Source organism: Psychrobacter coccoides, from assembly GCF_017498085.1.
Taxonomy (GTDB): Bacteria; Pseudomonadota; Gammaproteobacteria; order Pseudomonadales; family Moraxellaceae; genus Psychrobacter; species Psychrobacter coccoides.
This window is the reverse complement of record NZ_JAGBKM010000023.1, coordinates 23652-39925: the sequence shown is the minus strand read 5'-3', so window position 1 is coordinate 39925 and position 16274 is coordinate 23652. Positions and strand designations below refer to the sequence as shown.

Sequence of the window (16274 nt, the reverse complement as noted above, 5' to 3'; positions counted from 1 at the left end):
GCAAGACCGGATGCTTTTAACTGACTTTATGGTGCAGTTTCTTGTTGAATACTGTTTTGGGTAGACGCATCCTGCTCAGCCTGACCCTTTCGTACAAAACGTATACCAGATGAGTGTAGCTGCTGACTCAAGAGCTCAAGTGCTTGGTGCTCCCACATGTTTTGCTCACCAGACAAAGAAACATCAGGTTGTACACCGACCTTGTCAATGTCTCTACCTGTTGGGGTTAGATAGTGTGCGACTGTGAGCTTAATAGCTTGTTCATCATTCAGTGGCAGTACCGATTGTACCGAGCCTTTACCATAACTGACTTCACCGACGATGGTTGCACGCTTTTGTGTTTGTAGACTGCTTGCTACCACCTCTGCTGCCGATGCAGAATAGCGGTTTTGTAAAACAACGACAGGTAATGGCTTGAGTACCGCATTGCCTTGGGTGGATAAAATATGTAGTGGGTCTTGCCGGCTCTTAACCTGCACCACTTCCTTATCACTCATAAATAAGCTTGCGACCTTAACAGCTGATGTCAATACACCACCTGGATTGTCACGTAAATCAAGCAGTATGCCAGCAACAGGAGCCTCTAGGCTTGCTAAGCTATGTAAAATTTGTTCACGACTGTTATCCTGAAAAGCAGGCAGCTTAATCACAGCCATCCTATCGACTAGCTTTATATCTATAGTTTGTGGGTGGCTGTTGTTACGCTGCAGCGTCACGGTACGCTTACGACGCCCTGCTTTAGAAGTAATAACATCAACTTGCGTACCAGCGATACCATTTAGCAGTTGTTTGATATCATTGGCTTGCTTGTACTCATCCAGTTTAAACTCATCAATCTGATGGAGATAATCACCAACCACGATACCTTTCTTATCGGCATGAGAGTCGGGGAGCACTTGTGTTATTACCCAATGTCCTTCATCCGAGTGATACTCAGCACTTACTCCGATATCACCCACATCTCCTTGAGTAAAGGCACGCAAATTCTCGTACGCTTCTGCGTCTAAAAACTCAGCATGGCTATCGAGCTTGGTCAGCATACCACTCATGGCGTTATTAAAAAGCGTCTCATCGTTGACTGGCTCTATATACTCTTTGCGCACTAAATCTATGGCCGCTACAAATGTCTTGAGTGTTTCAGGTGAGATGGCGCTCAAAGATACTTGTGCAACGTCTTCGGGTACTTCAGCATAACTGACGTCTGAATCATCTAACGCTGACAGGTCTCTTTGAGCATCTATATCATCTGTCCACCCCTCTGTCTCATCGGCAGCACTCACCATATCAATCTCAGACAGATCGTCAAGACTTTTATTTACCGGCGCCTCACTAGCATTGAGATCAATGAGCTGCAAATCTGCTGTGGGATTGTCATGACCTTTAGCAGTATTGCCTGAGTCAGGACTGGCTGCTTGCGCATGAATGCCAGCCACAAAACCTAGTAAGCCCAAGCCTAAAGCTGCGCTCCTACATACAGATACCATTCTAAAAAAAGCAGGCGGTATCCATGCTAAAGCAGTTGGCTTGGTGGCTGTCTTTAGAGCAAATAAGCGCATAATAAGGCTCGTATTAAATCAGAAACAGGGAAATATTAGCACCGTTTGAGGCGGTCATTATAAACAAGAAAAATAGGGCTTGTTGAACATTCAAAAATAGACATTGTCTGTACCATGATCGAATGTTCAGCACGCCCTAATAACCTCTCTAATTTGAAGTATAAATATCAGGAAGCAGAGTCCAAGAGATTTTTACCTGTCATTTCAGCTGGTGGATTGATATCCATCAAGGTCAAAATAGTTGGCGCAATATCACTAAGCTTGCCACCACTGCGTACCGATACCTTTTTGTCACCCACATAAATCAGTGGCACATGCTCGGTTGTATGCTGGGTATGTACTTGTCCACTCTCATAGTCCTGCATCTGCTCACAGTTACCATGGTCTGCAGTGATGAGCATGTTGCCGCCAGCAGCACGAACCGCAGACTCAATACGACCCACACAGACGTCTAGTGCTTCTACTGCCTGTACAGCGGCCTCAAAGACACCGGTATGACCAACCATATCACCATTTGCGTAGTTTACGATTAGCACATCGTATTTGCCTGATTCGATAGCAGCGACCAGCTTGTCCGTAACTTCAGGGGCGCTCATTTCAGGCTGTAAATCATAGGTAGCCACATCTGGAGATGGGACTAAGATGCGGGTTTCTCCCTCATACTCTTCTTCACGTCCGCCACTAAAGAAAAACGTGACATGCGCATACTTTTCTGTTTCAGCAATACGCAGCTGGGTTTTTCCTGCATCTTGCAAAAACTCACCCAATGTATTTAACAATGACGCTGGGTGATAAGCAACACTGGTTTTGGGGTTGTCAGCCAGCTCATCTGAGTATTTGGTCAACATAACAAATGCTGCAAGCTTGGGCTGCTTATGGCGAGAAAATCCTGAAAACTCATGATCTGGTAATACAAAAGCTTGAGCCAACTCACGTGCACGATCAGCACGGAAGTTCATAAAAATCAGAGCATCATTATCATCAACGGTATAAGGGACCTCATCACGGCCAATCACTGTCGTTGGGCTGACAAACTCATCCGTCTCACGTGCTTTATAAGCCGCTTGCACCGCTCCGTCCGCCCGTGTTGCTAGGCGATCTGCTTTGCCTTCGGTAAGTAGTTCATAAGCCTTTTGTACTCGATCCCAACGATTGTCACGATCCATAGCATAGTAGCGACCAATGATACTTGCGATTTTTACTCGGCCACCCTCATAATGAGCATTCAATTGATTGATATGATCTTTTAGACGACTGATGTATTTGTCAGCGGACTTAGGTGGGGTGTCACGCCCATCTAAGAAACAATGTACAAACACATTTTTTGCACCATGCACCAATGCTGAGTGACACATCGCCTCGATATGATCTTGATGTGAGTGTACACCACCATCAGAGAGCAAGCCCATGATATGTACGTTGCCATCCAAGTCATTTGCAGCCTTGACAGCATCGACTAAAGCTTCGTTTTTATAAAACTCTCGATTAACGATTTCACTAGAGATACGAGTAGAGTCTTGGTACAGCACTCGACCTGCACCCAGATTCATATGCCCAACTTCTGAGTTACCAAACTGCCCGTCTGGTAGACCCACGTCCTCACCAGAGGCTGATATCAACCCATGTGGATACTGCTCATAAATCTTATCTAAATTTGGCGTATTAGCAGCGGCAATGGCATTATCCTTTTCATCTTCACGATGGCCAAAACCATCTAATATCATCAAGACATTTGGTATTTTTTTATTCTGTGTTGCCCCATCTTGTGCTTGATTGTCGTTAATATTCTTTGATTGTTGCTGCTTATTGGTCATAGATTACCGCTCCTCATGTGAATGAACGCCTACTGTACTAAACTTATTTAAGGTGTTGAAAGCTCCCTATCTTACCACATATCTCAAAATAGCTAAAAATTCAACACTTTTTAACACAAAGCAGGCTTATTATTAATAGGCTTATCACTAAGCCATTATACAAATGACAACACTCTACTCAGGTTATAAATGGGAATGATGGCTGATGCTCGTTTCAATGCTGGCGTAAAGGTTGGTTTTAAAATACAAACGTAAATCAGACTTGCAATCATCAATATCATTGGTTAAGATAAAACTATTCTGAAGTGTTGGCTAGTAGATGTTTATTCCCTGAGCCGATAATGCTTTACTAGGATGCGCTATCTATTGCTTCGTTGTGTATGCCTGCACCGCTTGCGGTGTATCAGGAAACCTATAGAGGCAATGACGTATCCGCCTTGAACTTCACGGTTCATGGGTCACCATCTTACGGCGGCACTTCGGTTGTCAAATTCGGTGGTTAGCTTTTTAGTAACTTCCAATAAAAGCCCCTTTCGTCATTGGCGAGAGGGGCTTTTATTATGTTGACTGTATATAAACCTTATACCCTTATGATCGTATTGCGGTCGATTTAAAATTATTCATCATTGGCTGACTTGGTAATCTTTTTGACATCTTTCGGCACAGTTTTGGCCGTACCATCAACGGTCGTGTTTTGCTTATAGACATCACCAAATGGGTTTTGCTGCTGATTGCCAAAGGGGTTTTGGCCACCCATACCACCTGCACCGCCGAACGGGTTTTGGCCACCCATACCACCAAATGGATTTTGACCGCCCATTTGTCCACCCATCTGTTTGGCCATCATCTCCATCATTTTCTGCTGGTTATTCATGACATAGTTGTTGGCCATATCTTTGAGCTTTTTTTGGACTGGTGGCAGGATCACCAACAGCGCCAATAAATCACTAAGCACGCCTGGAATCAGCAATAAGATACCAGCCACGGCCATGGCAACACTCTTAATCATAGTGGACTCTTGAGGGCGCATAGCCGGATTCATCATGCCACCAGCTTTCATCTGCTGCGCCATCGGATTGAGAGCAGCCATACCTTTGCGAATCAGTGAAATACCGATAACAGCGGCGATAATAAACCAAATAAAAACCCACCAGCCACTGATAAACTGTGCAATTAAGTACCACAGCAGCATTTCTATAATAAACCAAACAATGGCTATACCGACTATCTGACCCATAAAGTGTCGTCCTATATTTTTAAACTGAATAAATGAAGTGCTATGCAAATTAAATTGGTTAACTTGTCATGTATATGGGGATGGCTTGCTATACTATCAAACTTAAGATTGATTTTTAAGAAATATGGAAAATTATGGCAATTATAATCGGGATTGATCCGGGCTCTCGTATGACGGGTTATGGGATCGTTCAGCAAACAGGGGATAAGCTCACCTTTATTGATGCAGGGACCATTCGCACCGAAACTAAAGAGATGCCTGAACGTCTCAAGCGTATTTTTAACGGGTTAACACGCATCACTGAGCATCATTTAAAATATGCCAATGAACCTATTCATACGGCTATCGAACAGGTATTTATGGCAGAAAACCCTGATTCAGCGCTCAAACTTGGACAAGCACGAGGGGCGGCGATAGCAGCCATGGTGGCGTTAGATTTAGAGGTGTCTGAATATACCGCCCGTCAGATTAAGCAAGCCGTGTGTGGCTATGGTGCTGCTGCTAAAGACCAAGTACAAGAGATGGTTTGCCGTATATTGTCTTTAGAAGTGGTACCACAGCAGGATGCGGCTGATGGGCTTGCCTGCGCCATTTGCCATGCGCACTCAAGCCATTCCATGAATAAGCTCATACTTAATAGTGCCCTGCGCGGGCGGGGTGCTTCCAAGAAAAAAGGACGTTGGCGCTTAACCGAGGAAGACTTGGGCAGTTTGCGCTAACGATCTTTTATAGCGGCACTGGGCTATTCAACCACTTTGCTTTCGATCACAGAGTCCAAGACATAAGCGTAGTTTTCCGCTGAGCTATTAGCTGCTGCACCACTAGTATCTAGTTTATAACGCTGTAGACGCAATACTTGCTCATGCGCAGTATCGTGCTGATAACCATCAATGGTTCCTGCAAACTCTGTCCATTCGCCTTCATGTGTCTTTAGTCCCTGATCATCATAAGTAATCGGCTTGATCTGTAAACAGGACTGTGTACTGTTACCCATACAAGGCTGAGTGGCAGAGCGTACTGCCCAAAATATCGTCTCGCCTTTGGTATTGTATTTCGCTTGTGCGGTCAACGCACCTTGCCACACCAAGGTGTTGGCGTCATGAGTAACTTGAGTCAAGGTAGGCGGTGTACTTTTGGCCAAAGTCAACTGGCTCTCACCTTGCATCAATTGATTAAGCTCATCCTCAGCTTGGTTTAGATCTTCGCACAGCATTTCAGTACTCATGCTGTTTTCAGTTAACATCGTTTGGTCTTGTAATCGATACGTGGCATTGATCAGATTGCACCCTACACTATAGCTGATTGTGTTTTGGCCTTGACGATGATTAAACGTCAAGGTGACTTGCTCTTTAATATCCATTAGTGACGTCAGCGGTTGCATGCTGTTATCAGTTGCTTCGGCTAATGTCCAACGATAACGCACCAGCTCATTTATCATTTGCTGCTCAACACTTACGCTATCTGGAGCAGACTCTGCTACATCTTCAGTCACCACAGCTTCTTCAGTGATATCAGCTTGTTTGTCTTTGGCCTGCTCATCGCTTGCGGTCGAAGTACCGTTACAGGCACTTAAGAGCATACTTGTCGCTAACAAACCAGACAACAATCCAAGTTTCAGAATCGATTTCATAATGACACCTATTGTATTGCAAATCTATCAATGCTTCTCTAGCCTCATTTGGAGACTAAAGGCATTATTATTGAGTAATATATTATTGAGCATCTGTAGGCATGGCTTTTGCCATTTTTTGAATACTAAAGCGCTCATTCATCCTTTGATAAAAACGTGCCAAGTTCTCGCCTTGCTCATCTGGCTTTACTTTCAGCAGCTTGCCAAAATCCAGTCCTAAATACAGCACTATATCAGCAAAGCTTAGCTGCTCACCGACCAAATACTCTCGACCTTCTAATAAGGTCTCAAAATAAGCCATGGCTTTGACCGCACGAGATATAGAAGGGGCGACAAACTCTGGTACTTGCTCAACCCGCTCTGCTTTAGAAGGGTGACTGTGTTGAAATGCTAACATCAAGTTATACAACACCTCAAACTCAGCAATACGGCGCATAGAGCAGACCTGCGCACGTTGTACCACATCATTGCCCATGACTGAGCGCTCACCATAGACACGATCAAGATATTCACACACGGCTTGTGAGTCTCTGAGTATAGTGCCGTCATCCAATGTTAATACAGGAACCGTCTGCATTGGGTTCATCTGCGTAAACTCATCTGACATTTGCTCATTGGCAGCAAAATCAATATCCACTACCCTCATATCAGCCATATCATCGACATCGATGCCTTTGGAGGCTAACAAAATAAGCACCTTACGTGGATTGGGTGCGGTACGGGTGACGTATAGTGTCTTCATGGCAAACTCCTTGTAAAAAAGTCAAACAGCAGCTGAGCATAGCTGGGTTTTGTCGGTGACTATTATTATAGTTAAGGTATTAAAAAAACACGGCTTATGGGTTTAGCAATACTCGATATCAGCACTGCTCTCATCATGATAGCAAAACCCCATAGCAGCTTGTTAGGAGTATGGTAAAAATAGCCAGATAAAAAGCCATAAAAAAGCCCCATAACTTAGTGTTATGGGGCTTTTGTGCCTAAGCCTAACGTGCCAGCTTATTTGTTTGGTGCAGGTGTGGTACGTAAATAAGGCTTAATCTCAGTATGGCCTTTAGGATATTTAGCAGGAATATCTTCGTTTTTTACGCTTGGGGGAATGATAACATCATCACCATCTTCCCAGTCAACTGGTGTCGCAACATTATATTCATCAGAGAGCTGTAGTGCATCAATAACACGGATGATCTCATCAAAGTTACGACCCGTACTGGCGGGATAAGTCAGTGTTAGACGAATTTTTTTGTTTGGATCAATGACAAATACACTACGTACCGTATGGGTGCTGTCTGCATTTGGATGCATCATGTCATATAGCTCGGCGACTTCTTTGTTTGGATCGGCGATGATTGGGAAGTTTAGCGCCGTACCCTGAGTTTCACCGATATCTGAAGCCCACTCATGGTGATCTTCTAGACTATCGACAGAGATACAGATTGGCTTTACACCGCGTTTTTGAAACTCACCATTTAGCGCAGCCGCTCGGCCAAGCTCAGTGGTACATACAGGCGTAAAGTCTGCTGGATGTGAGAAAAATACCACCCAATTATCACCTGCCCAATCATGAAAGTTAATATCGCCGTCTGTCGTTGCAGCGTCAAAGTTTGGTGCAGTATCACCTAAACGTAAATGTGCCATGCTTAACTCCTTGTTTATAAAACTTTAGTTATAAAACCATTATATAGGGCGTGTTTGGATATAATCACACGCTTTATTTGTTATCAACGCACTCAGATAGTAGCAAACAAATCAGAGTACGTCAGCAAAAAATCCATTCTATCTTAGCAAATTGGTTATGAATGTCTTGTGAGAGATTGTAATGCGCTTATTCCGTTTGTAGATAAGAGCCGTTAAGAAAACTCACGCCGTAAGTCCAAAGTAGAGGCTTTACCCAAGCTGTCATAATGCTGATCAAGAAACGCCTTAGCTGACGCCCGACCAATATCACGCAAATGAGTCAAAAAGGCCCATTCTGAATTTATTTTACTAGACGCTGACAATGGGTTTATCTGCTCGGTGGCTTCGATACGGTGTACCAGTATCTCTGAATAGCGGTTCGTATCTAGTTTGTCCTCACGCAATTGGCGGGTCACAAACTCAATCGCCCGCAGCTCTCTGAGCAATGAGGAATTAAATGAGATCTCATTGATACGGTTTTGTATTTCTTGCGCACTTTTTGGAGTTTCATTACGCTCAATAGGGTTAATCTGAACGATAATGACATCTCTGGACTTAGTGGTATCAAACAACGGATACAGGGGCGGATTGCCCACATAACCACCATCCCAATACGGCACACCATCAATTTCAACCGCTTGATAATAAGTGGGCAGACACGCTGAAGCCAATAACATGTCGGCAGTCAGCTCCTCACGGTTAAACACTTTTATTTTACCTGTGTGCACATTGGTCGCCGCTACAAATAGCTTGAGTTGACTGCACGCTCTAACCTTGTCAAAGTCAATAGTAGAGTCCACCAAATCAAGTAGTGGGTTAACATTTAGAGGGTTGGTATGATAAGGAGACGCCATACGGCTAAACAGATCAAGCATCAGGTAAGCGGGCGAGTTATCCAAGTCCCAGTCACCTGTCAAGATATTTAAAGGGCTGCGCTTAACAGGGCTCATACTCCCCAAGTAGGCTACTTGTCGCCAAAAGGTCTCAAGCGCCTCACGGGCACCATCAGCGCCGCCCTCCATATACCCATGTGCCAGCATGGCTGCATTCATCGCTCCTGCACTCGTGCCCGTAATCCCTTCTACGCTGACACGCCCATCCTCCATAAAGTAGTCCAGTACGCCCCAAGTAAAGGCGCCATGTGAGCCACCACCTTGCAATGCTAGATTAATCGACTTTTTAACCATAATCTCTGTACTCTTCTTTATTCGTTCAAGTTATCGGCTTTGTTGGCCCTCTAAGATGACCAACAAGACGATATAAGACAGCTATGACACCGTAAAGCAACCTACTGTTATACCATTATGAAGCCGGCTTATAGCTGTCACGTAAGCTGACAATTTGGTTAAATACTGGCTTGTCACTGGTGTGCTCTTCACTATCGGCGATGAAGTAGCCTTCACGCTCAAACTGAAACCGTGTGCCAGCATCAGCGTTGGCAAGTGACGGCTCAACCACTGCTGCAAGCTCGGTCAAAGAATTAGGGTTGAGTGCCTGATGGACATCACTGACACTACTTGGGTCTTCAGCGCTGAATAACTGCTCATACATACGTACAGTCGCAGGTACGCCAAGGCTGGCCGATACCCAATGAATCACGCCTTTGACCTTACGACCTTCAGGATTTTTGCCGAGCGTCGCTGGATCAATCGTCGCTTTAAGTTCGGTCACGTTGCCAGCAGCATCAGTGATATGCTCAGTCACGGCCAGCACATAGGTATTGCGCAGGCGGATTTCTGGTTTTTCTGGTGACAGACGCTTATAGCCTGCTGGTGGCTCAATTTCATAGTCGCCTTGGTCGATATAAAGGGTTTCAGTAAATGGAATCTCACGCTCACCCATATCGACGTTAGGATGTTTTGGCTGCTTGAGCCATAGAGTCTGAGCATCTTCATCCCAGCGTGCATTGACACTATCGGCCTTTTGTGACTCCCAGCTGCTGACCGCTTCATCGAAGTTGGTAATGGTCACTTTTAAGGGTTTGAGTACCGCCATGCCACGAGCTGTGGTGGTCTCGAGTGATTGACGAATACTAAATTCTAGTAGACGGAAATCAACCACACTATCTACCTTGGTCACACCGACACGCTCACAAAAGTCGCGTAGACCCTCTGGTGTATAACCACGACGACGCATGCCAGCGATGGTTGGCATACGTGGATCATCCCAGCCGCTCACCACCCCTTCATCGACCAACTGTTTGAGCTTGCGCTTACTGGTCATAGTGTAGTCGACATTAAGACGGCTAAACTCATACTGATGCGGCGGCAAATCAAAGCCGATTTTTTCTACCGCCCAATCATAAAACGGACGATGATCTTCAAACTCTAATGTACAGATCGAGTGAGTAATGCCTTCGATAGCATCCGATAAAGGATGAGCAAAGTCATACATGGGATAGATGCACCACTTTTCACCGGTTTGATGATGCGCTTGATGCATCACTCGGTAGATGACAGGGTCACGCATATTCATATTGGGGCTGGCCATGTCGATTTTGGCACGCAGCACCGCTTCACCTTCGGCAAACTTACCGTCTTTCATATCATTAAAAAGGGCTAAGTTTTCTGCGACACTGGCATCACGCTGCGGCGAGGGTGTGCCCACCTCATTAAATGAGCCTCGGTTCTCTTTAATTTGTTCAGGACTTTGTAAGTCCACATAGGCATCGCCTTGCTCGATAAGCTGCAATGCCCATGCATACAGTTGATCAAAGTAACCTGAGGCATGACGTGCCTCACCTGCCCACTCAAACCCAAGCCATTTTACATCGTTCTCGATATTATCAATGTAATCTTGCTTTTCTGCCGTTGGGTTGGTGTCATCAAAGCGCAAGTTACAAATCCCGCCAAACTCCTCAGCGATACCGAAGTTCAGGCAGATGGATTTGACATGGCCTAAATGCAAATAGCCGTTTGGTTCAGGTGGAAAACGTGTCACAATTTGCTGATATTTTTGCGCATTGACGTCATCACGAATGATGTTACGTATAAAATCGTTTTTTTGTACATTATTGTTTGAGTGCTCACTCATTGCTCATTGCTCCTAGCGCAAATATTCAGTTTGTAGCGTGCATCATCACGCTCAAAAATGATAACTAAAAAAGTCTGATAAAAGATAACGTTGCATTATTCTATCAGGTTTCGTAAACGCATTAACAGCCTGATACATGACAGACGACAAAAAAGCCGTTAGACTAGCCATAACTTTTTAACCCCCACTCACGATAGTGCTATTTAGGCGCTACAATCAAAAAGGAATATCACATGGTAGACATGCCACCAGTAGTAGAACTAGACACCAATATGGGTGCAATCGTTATCGAACTCAACGAAGAAAAAGCGCCAAAAACGGTCGAAAACTTTTTAAACTATGTTAAATCTGGCCATTATGACGGTACGATTTTTCATCGCATCATCGACGGCTTTATGATTCAAGGCGGCGGTATGGACGCTGACATGAATGAAAAGGCGACCAACGCCCCCATCGAAAACGAAGCGGACAATGGCCTAAAGAACGACAAAGGCACCATCGCCATGGCGCGTACGCAAGATCCACATTCAGCGACCAGCCAGTTCTTTATCAACGTCAAAGACAATGACTTCTTAAACCATTCTGGCAAAAACATGCAAGGCTGGGGTTATACGGTATTTGGTAAAGTCACCAGCGGTATGGATGTGATCGACAAAATGCGCGGCGTACCAACCGGTCGCTTCGGTATGCATGCTGATGTGCCAAAAAAGCCAGTGGTTATCAACTCTGCGACCATCGTTTCTAAGTAAGTCGTGATAAGTAAGCTTTACTTATAGTCTGATAATAAATGACAAGGATTATGATAAATGCAAACGTTCAATCATCTGATAACGACCCGCCCTCACGAGGTACGGCAAGTATTCATCAGCGATTTGCATTTATCGGCCGAGGAGCCTGCCTTAGTGCAGGCTTTTTTAGCGCTACTTGATGACTGCCTCGCCCTACCTGCGCTCAAACGCCTATTTATCTTAGGCGACTGGTTTGAAGTCTGGATCGGTGATGACGCATATTTGACGCTGTCAGCTGCCGCACGCCAAACGCATTGGCTCACCCCCCTGATCGTCAAATTAAAACAACTGCGGGTAGCTGGCTGTGAGATTTTGGTGATGCATGGCAATCGTGACTTTTTATTGGGTCAGCCATTTTGTAATTTATTCGGGGGCGAGCTGATTGATGAACCGTATAGCTTAGCTGTGGGTCAGCAACACTATCGTCTCGAGCATGGTGATGCGCTTTGTATTGATGACAAAAAGTATCAGTTTTTTCGTAAAATCATGCGCCACCGTCTAACGCAATGGTATTTGCTCAATAAATCGCTGACAAAACGCCTAAAAATTGCGGATAAAATGCGTGATAGAAGCCAGCGCAGTAATGCCAATAAAGCCACTTATATTATGGATGTCAATGATACGGCCGTACAGACGGCGTTGACAAATAATGATGCTCTATTACATGGCCATACCCATCGTCCACACGTTCATCAAGCGACCAAAGATAAAAAACGCTACGTACTGGGAGATTGGCGGTTGTTAGATGAAGAGATGCGCCAACCTAAAGTCAGCGCGGTCATTGGTACAGCAATAGAAGATTATGATGGTACAGAATTTGGTTTGGTTGAGTTTCAGGCTTTGGTGTAGAGTCTGCTTAGATTACACTCCTAATCCATCAATTTAAAAAAGTGCTGACGATAATGCTTAAGCTCACGTATAGAGTCACGAATATCATCTAGTGCCAAATGACTCCCTCCTTTCTCAAAGTTCTTTAAAATATCGGGACGCCAGCGAAAACACAGCTCTTTGATTGACGACACATCCAAATTGCGATAGTGAAAAAACCGCTCCAACTCAGGCATTTGCCGTGCTAAAAATCGCCGATCTTGACAGATTGAGTTGCCACACATTGGCGACTTGCCGCTATCGACCCACTTACTCAAAAACTTAATGGTCTCCGCTTCAGCCTCTGCCAGTGTCACCGTACTACGGCGTACACGGTCAACCAACCCGGACTGCCCATGTTGCTTGGTGTTCCACTCATCCATTTTGTTTAACACTTGATCGGATACTTTAATAGCAAACACAGGGCCTTCTGCCAGTACGTTTAAATCCTCATCAGTAACAACCGTGGCAATCTCAATAATTTCATCATTTAAAGTATCGAGCCCAGTCATCTCTAAATCAATCCATACCAACCCTTTTTTACCTTGGTTTTTGATTTTAATTTTGTTGGGATGGTCAGTGGTAGTCATAAAATATCCTATAATCAATCAATTTGAATAAATGAAATCATGGGTAAATAGTAGGTATACTATATCAATGGGCGCATGAGTAGCTACTCTATAAGCTCATTTGCAAAAACCCCTAAACGTTACAAAACCTCTATCTGGTGCGCTCGCTTTAGGCTGTATGTTAACAAATTTTCACGCTACACTTAGCAATATTTTTATTATAGGTATACACCCATGGCACTCATTCGGCAACGCAAACTGACCAAACAGCAGATTCGTCGCATCGATAAACAACAACAGTCCAACCAAGACAGCATCGATGACAGCTTGATGGATGGCATTGTCATGGCCCATTATGGTAAACAACTAGAGGTTCAAATGACCAGTTTACCTGCTGTCATACCGGTTCAGCCTGAGATCGCGCCTGACGATCCTGAGCCGTTTTGGCAAGCGCTTGAACTGGGTGATATATGGCGCTGTCACGTGCGTACCAATTTGCCTATGCTCGCAACAGGTGATCGTGTGCGCTGGACTGCTGACCCTAATACTGGGTTTGGACGTATCGAATCTGTACAGCCACGTACCTCTCTCGTGTCAAGACCGGACCGTTATCATAAACTTAAGCCTGTCGCCGCCAATGTCGATATTCTCGCTATTGTATTTGCGCCGCTACCTGCGGCTGCTCCGACTTTAATCGATCGCTATCTAGTGGTCTGCCACCATGCTGGCGTACAGCCGCTATTGGTACTCAACAAAGCAGACTTATTGGCACAAGAGGATGATGCAGATACTAAGGCGCTGCTGACGCAATATGCAGCACTGGGTTATGATAGTGTCCTAACTTCTGTTGACTGCCCAGAAAATATCGCTGATACTGCGACGCAACAGGGCCTCGACGAGTTAAAACACTATATTGATAACAAGCTGGTGATTTTTGCAGGTCAATCTGGGGTTGGTAAAAGCAGTCTTATCAATGCGTTACTGCCAGAGTCTGAGCAAAGCGTTAATATCATCTCTGAAAACTCTCAGTTGGGTCAACATACCACCACCACCAGTCGCTTATTACCCTTTAATCCAGAGGACTTAGCTCAAGGCGGTATCGTCGACACGCCAGGTATCCGTGAATACGGTATCTGGCATCTGACGCCTGACGATATTATTTCAGGCTTTATTGAGCTGGCCCCTTTATCAGCGGACTGCAAATTCCGTGACTGTAAACATACTCATAATAGTAAAGGCTGTGCGCTATGGCAGGCGGTCAAAGACGGACAGGTACTCCAGCGCCGTGTTGAAAACCTAGTGACTTTACAAGCTGAAGCTGATACCAAGCCTTATTAGTGCCTGACCATTAGAGTAATCATCGTGCGTTTACTATGGACAGGCTAATCGGTATAATAGCGCCTTGTTCCTGTCTATTAGGCTTGATTTTGAGCCCAATAGAACACTTAAACCTTGGAGGTCTGCTTTGGATCGTGCATTTGAATTCGTGGGCAACCACCCATTTTTATTTGGTATTTTAGCTGTCTTGGCGGTGTTGTTCTTTGCTATTGAAAATAAACGCAGCGGCAAAAAAGTATCGCCCAATACCCTTGGCATGATGGTCAACTCTCAAAATGCGCAGCTTATTGATATTCGCGCCAAAAAGAAGTTCACTACAGGCTACATCCAAGGCAGTCGTAACATTCCTTTTACTGAGCTTAAAGACCGTTTAGCAGAGATACGTGCTATCGAACAGCCGGTCATCATCATTTGTGATATGGGTATACAGGCAGGAGCAGCCGTACAGATGATCGCCAAAGAAAACGTCTATCGCCTAGAAGGCGGTATTGGTGGCTGGCAAGGGGCTGGCATGCCATTAGTGGGTCTAAAAGATGCGCAGCCTAAAAAAGGTAAAAGCAAACCCAGCTTGCATAAATAACCATAACTACAGGCTCTAACTGCTACCTAGCGCTTCATCAAAAGACACCCAATAAAACGGTGTCTTTTTTATATAATGGCTGTTACTCTTTTACAAGGATTTAGAGCGGCTCGCTTGAATTCGGCACTCATATCCCCACTGTATAGTTAGCACTATAAAACACATACTGGTCATTGAACCTTTTATAATAAGATCAATGGCGCTTTAAATACTTTCAAAATCAACTAAGGATATTTCATGACTGTCCCTGTTAAGGTTTATACCACTCCTATTTGCCCTTATTGTTCACATGCAAAACAGCTTTTACAATCTAAAGGCGTTGCATATGAAGAGATCGGCATGCATGATATGAGTAGCGATGAGCGCCGAGCCTTGATGCAAAAAACCGACAACTATCGCACTGTGCCACAGATTTTTGTGGGTGATACTTTTGTGGGCGGTTTTGACGAGCTGAATCAGCTGAACCAACAAGGTAAACTAGATGAGATGTTAGCGGGCTAATCTACTAGCCTAGACAACTATTGACTGATAACAATGAGCATTGAGCCATTTATTGCTATTGCGCTAACAATGCGATTACTTTTATTAATATTTGAGGAATTATCATGGCTGAAGAACAAGCACAACCACAACTGGCTTTAGAACGTATTTATGTCAAAGACATGTCGCTTGAGGTGCCAGGTGCGGGTGTATTTACCAAAGAATGGAACCCTGAATTAGACATCAATTTATCCAGCAATGCTGAAAAGCTAGATGAAGACCATTATCAAGTGGTATTGACGGTCAGTGTGACCGCTAAAAATGCTGAAGAGACTGCTTTTATCGCTGAAGTGCATCAAGCCGGTATCTTTTTACTCAAGCATATTCCAGAAGATCAGATCGGACAAATCTTAGGTGCCTACTGCCCTAACGTACTCTTCCCTTATGCTCGTGAAGTCATCAGTGATATCGTCACTCGTGGTAGCTTCCCGCAGTTATTGCTCGCTCCAGTGAATTTTGACCAAGCCTACGCACAGAGCCAGCAACAAGCGCAAGTCGATGCTCAAGGTAATGCGTAAGCTTTGACTGACGGATGCCTTAGCAGATGCCGTCTAATAGCCGTTTACTTATTTATGATAAGTAGACGGTTTTTTTTGTGCAGCTATTTCGCTGATTTATCGGTTGACCATTACACGTAACAACCAC

General features: G+C 44.6%; 16 protein-coding genes and 1 other RNA gene. 8 read left to right on the top strand and 9 right to left on the bottom strand.

The annotated features are described in order from the left end of the window. Positions 1–26: 26 nt before the first annotated feature. Together J3492_RS11315 and gpmI are read right to left on the bottom strand one after the other, a co-directional pair. Positions 27–1556 (bottom strand): S41 family peptidase, encoded by a 1530-nt coding sequence (locus J3492_RS11315; RefSeq protein WP_207992162.1) that lies wholly within the window; start codon positions 1554–1556, stop codon positions 27–29. A 167-nt stretch (positions 1557–1723) separates the two neighbouring features. Next, positions 1724–3370 (bottom strand): 2,3-bisphosphoglycerate-independent phosphoglycerate mutase, encoded by a 1647-nt coding sequence (gpmI, locus tag J3492_RS11310; RefSeq protein ID WP_207992161.1) that lies wholly within the window; start codon positions 3368–3370, stop codon positions 1724–1726. 294 nt (positions 3371–3664) lie between these two features. Here gpmI and ssrS point away from each other — a divergent pair. Then, positions 3665–3860, top strand: a non-coding RNA gene (gene ssrS / locus J3492_RS11305) — 6S RNA. Between the two features lie 126 nt (positions 3861–3986). On the opposite strand, the gene J3492_RS11300 is transcribed toward ssrS, so the two are convergent. After that, positions 3987–4607, bottom strand: a complete 621-nt coding sequence (locus tag J3492_RS11300) for an FxsA family protein (protein ID WP_207992160.1) — start codon at positions 4605–4607, stop codon at positions 3987–3989. Positions 4608–4741: 134 nt separating this feature from the next. On the opposite strand from J3492_RS11300, the gene ruvC reads away from it, so the two are divergent. Continuing rightward, complete coding sequence (ruvC, locus tag J3492_RS11295; protein ID WP_207992159.1) at positions 4742–5326, top strand: crossover junction endodeoxyribonuclease RuvC; 585 nt, start codon at positions 4742–4744, stop codon at positions 5324–5326. Positions 5327–5349: 23 nt separating this feature from the next. Here the strand turns inward: ruvC and J3492_RS11290 are convergent, their stop codons facing one another. From J3492_RS11290 to J3492_RS11270, 5 genes are all read right to left on the bottom strand, one after another. Continuing rightward, positions 5350–6237, bottom strand: coding sequence for an META domain-containing protein (locus J3492_RS11290; protein ID WP_207992158.1), 888 nt, complete (start codon positions 6235–6237; stop codon positions 5350–5352). A gap of 82 nt (positions 6238–6319) precedes the next feature. Beyond that, on the bottom strand, positions 6320–6979 hold the full coding sequence (locus J3492_RS11285) for a glutathione S-transferase family protein (protein ID WP_207992157.1): 660 nt from the start codon (positions 6977–6979) through the stop codon (positions 6320–6322). A gap of 257 nt (positions 6980–7236) precedes the next feature. Then, positions 7237–7875, bottom strand: coding sequence for a peroxiredoxin (locus tag J3492_RS11280; RefSeq protein ID WP_207992156.1), 639 nt, complete (start codon positions 7873–7875; stop codon positions 7237–7239). A 212-nt stretch (positions 7876–8087) separates the two neighbouring features. After that, the gene (locus tag J3492_RS11275; RefSeq protein ID WP_207992155.1) at positions 8088–9101 is read right to left on the bottom strand and encodes a patatin-like phospholipase family protein; all 1014 of its coding nucleotides are present in this window, start codon (positions 9099–9101) and stop codon (positions 8088–8090) included. Between the two features lie 115 nt (positions 9102–9216). Further along, positions 9217–10947, bottom strand: a complete 1731-nt coding sequence (locus tag J3492_RS11270) for a glutamine--tRNA ligase/YqeY domain fusion protein (protein WP_207992154.1) — start codon at positions 10945–10947, stop codon at positions 9217–9219. Between the two features lie 233 nt (positions 10948–11180). On the opposite strand from J3492_RS11270, the gene J3492_RS11265 reads away from it, so the two are divergent. Both J3492_RS11265 and J3492_RS11260 read left to right on the top strand, forming a co-directional pair. Continuing rightward, positions 11181–11696, top strand: coding sequence for a peptidylprolyl isomerase (locus J3492_RS11265; protein WP_207992153.1), 516 nt, complete (start codon positions 11181–11183; stop codon positions 11694–11696). A 57-nt stretch (positions 11697–11753) separates the two neighbouring features. Further along, positions 11754–12584, top strand: a complete 831-nt coding sequence (locus J3492_RS11260; protein WP_207992152.1) for a UDP-2,3-diacylglucosamine diphosphatase — start codon at positions 11754–11756, stop codon at positions 12582–12584. Positions 12585–12604: 20 nt separating this feature from the next. On the opposite strand, the gene orn is transcribed toward J3492_RS11260, so the two are convergent. Further along, on the bottom strand, positions 12605–13192 hold the full coding sequence (gene orn, locus J3492_RS11255) for an oligoribonuclease (RefSeq protein WP_207992151.1): 588 nt from the start codon (positions 13190–13192) through the stop codon (positions 12605–12607). Between the two features lie 213 nt (positions 13193–13405). Here orn and rsgA point away from each other — a divergent pair, with 213 nt between their 5' ends. The 4 genes from rsgA to secB all read left to right on the top strand — a co-directional run bounded on the left by rsgA (position 13406) and on the right by secB (position 16147). Then, positions 13406–14509, top strand: coding sequence for a ribosome small subunit-dependent GTPase A (gene rsgA / locus J3492_RS11250; protein WP_207992150.1), 1104 nt, complete (start codon positions 13406–13408; stop codon positions 14507–14509). A gap of 127 nt (positions 14510–14636) precedes the next feature. Beyond that, positions 14637–15089: a rhodanese-like domain-containing protein gene (locus tag J3492_RS11245; protein ID WP_207992149.1), complete on the top strand. Its 453-nt coding sequence runs from the start codon at positions 14637–14639 to the stop codon at positions 15087–15089. A gap of 237 nt (positions 15090–15326) precedes the next feature. Further along, entirely contained in the window at positions 15327–15590 is a 264-nt protein-coding gene (gene grxC / locus J3492_RS11240; protein WP_207992148.1) for a glutaredoxin 3, read from the top strand. A 104-nt stretch (positions 15591–15694) separates the two neighbouring features. Next, a complete protein-coding gene (gene secB, locus J3492_RS11235) occupies positions 15695–16147 on the top strand; it encodes a protein-export chaperone SecB (protein WP_207992147.1) in 453 nt (150 codons plus the stop codon). Positions 16148–16274 lie beyond the last annotated feature (127 nt).

Coding starts and splice junctions, on each gene's coding strand:
- J3492_RS11315 (WP_207992162.1), bottom strand. CDS start 1,556: ATGCGCTTATTTGCTCTAAAGACAGCCACCAAGCCAACTGCTTTAGCA.
- gpmI (WP_207992161.1), bottom strand. CDS start 3,370: ATGACCAATAAGCAGCAACAATCAAAGAATATTAACGACAATCAAGCA.
- J3492_RS11300 (WP_207992160.1), bottom strand. CDS start 4,607: ATGGGTCAGATAGTCGGTATAGCCATTGTTTGGTTTATTATAGAAATG.
- ruvC (WP_207992159.1), top strand. CDS start 4,742: ATGGCAATTATAATCGGGATTGATCCGGGCTCTCGTATGACGGGTTAT.
- J3492_RS11290 (WP_207992158.1), bottom strand. CDS start 6,237: ATGAAATCGATTCTGAAACTTGGATTGTTGTCTGGTTTGTTAGCGACA.
- J3492_RS11285 (WP_207992157.1), bottom strand. CDS start 6,979: ATGAAGACACTATACGTCACCCGTACCGCACCCAATCCACGTAAGGTG.
- J3492_RS11280 (WP_207992156.1), bottom strand. CDS start 7,875: ATGGCACATTTACGTTTAGGTGATACTGCACCAAACTTTGACGCTGCA.
- J3492_RS11275 (WP_207992155.1), bottom strand. CDS start 9,101: ATGGTTAAAAAGTCGATTAATCTAGCATTGCAAGGTGGTGGCTCACAT.
- J3492_RS11270 (WP_207992154.1), bottom strand. CDS start 10,947: ATGAGTGAGCACTCAAACAATAATGTACAAAAAAACGATTTTATACGT.
- J3492_RS11265 (WP_207992153.1), top strand. CDS start 11,181: ATGGTAGACATGCCACCAGTAGTAGAACTAGACACCAATATGGGTGCA.
- J3492_RS11260 (WP_207992152.1), top strand. CDS start 11,754: ATGCAAACGTTCAATCATCTGATAACGACCCGCCCTCACGAGGTACGG.
- orn (WP_207992151.1), bottom strand. CDS start 13,192: ATGACTACCACTGACCATCCCAACAAAATTAAAATCAAAAACCAAGGT.
- rsgA (WP_207992150.1), top strand. CDS start 13,406: ATGGCACTCATTCGGCAACGCAAACTGACCAAACAGCAGATTCGTCGC.
- grxC (WP_207992148.1), top strand. CDS start 15,327: ATGACTGTCCCTGTTAAGGTTTATACCACTCCTATTTGCCCTTATTGT.
- secB (WP_207992147.1), top strand. CDS start 15,695: ATGGCTGAAGAACAAGCACAACCACAACTGGCTTTAGAACGTATTTAT.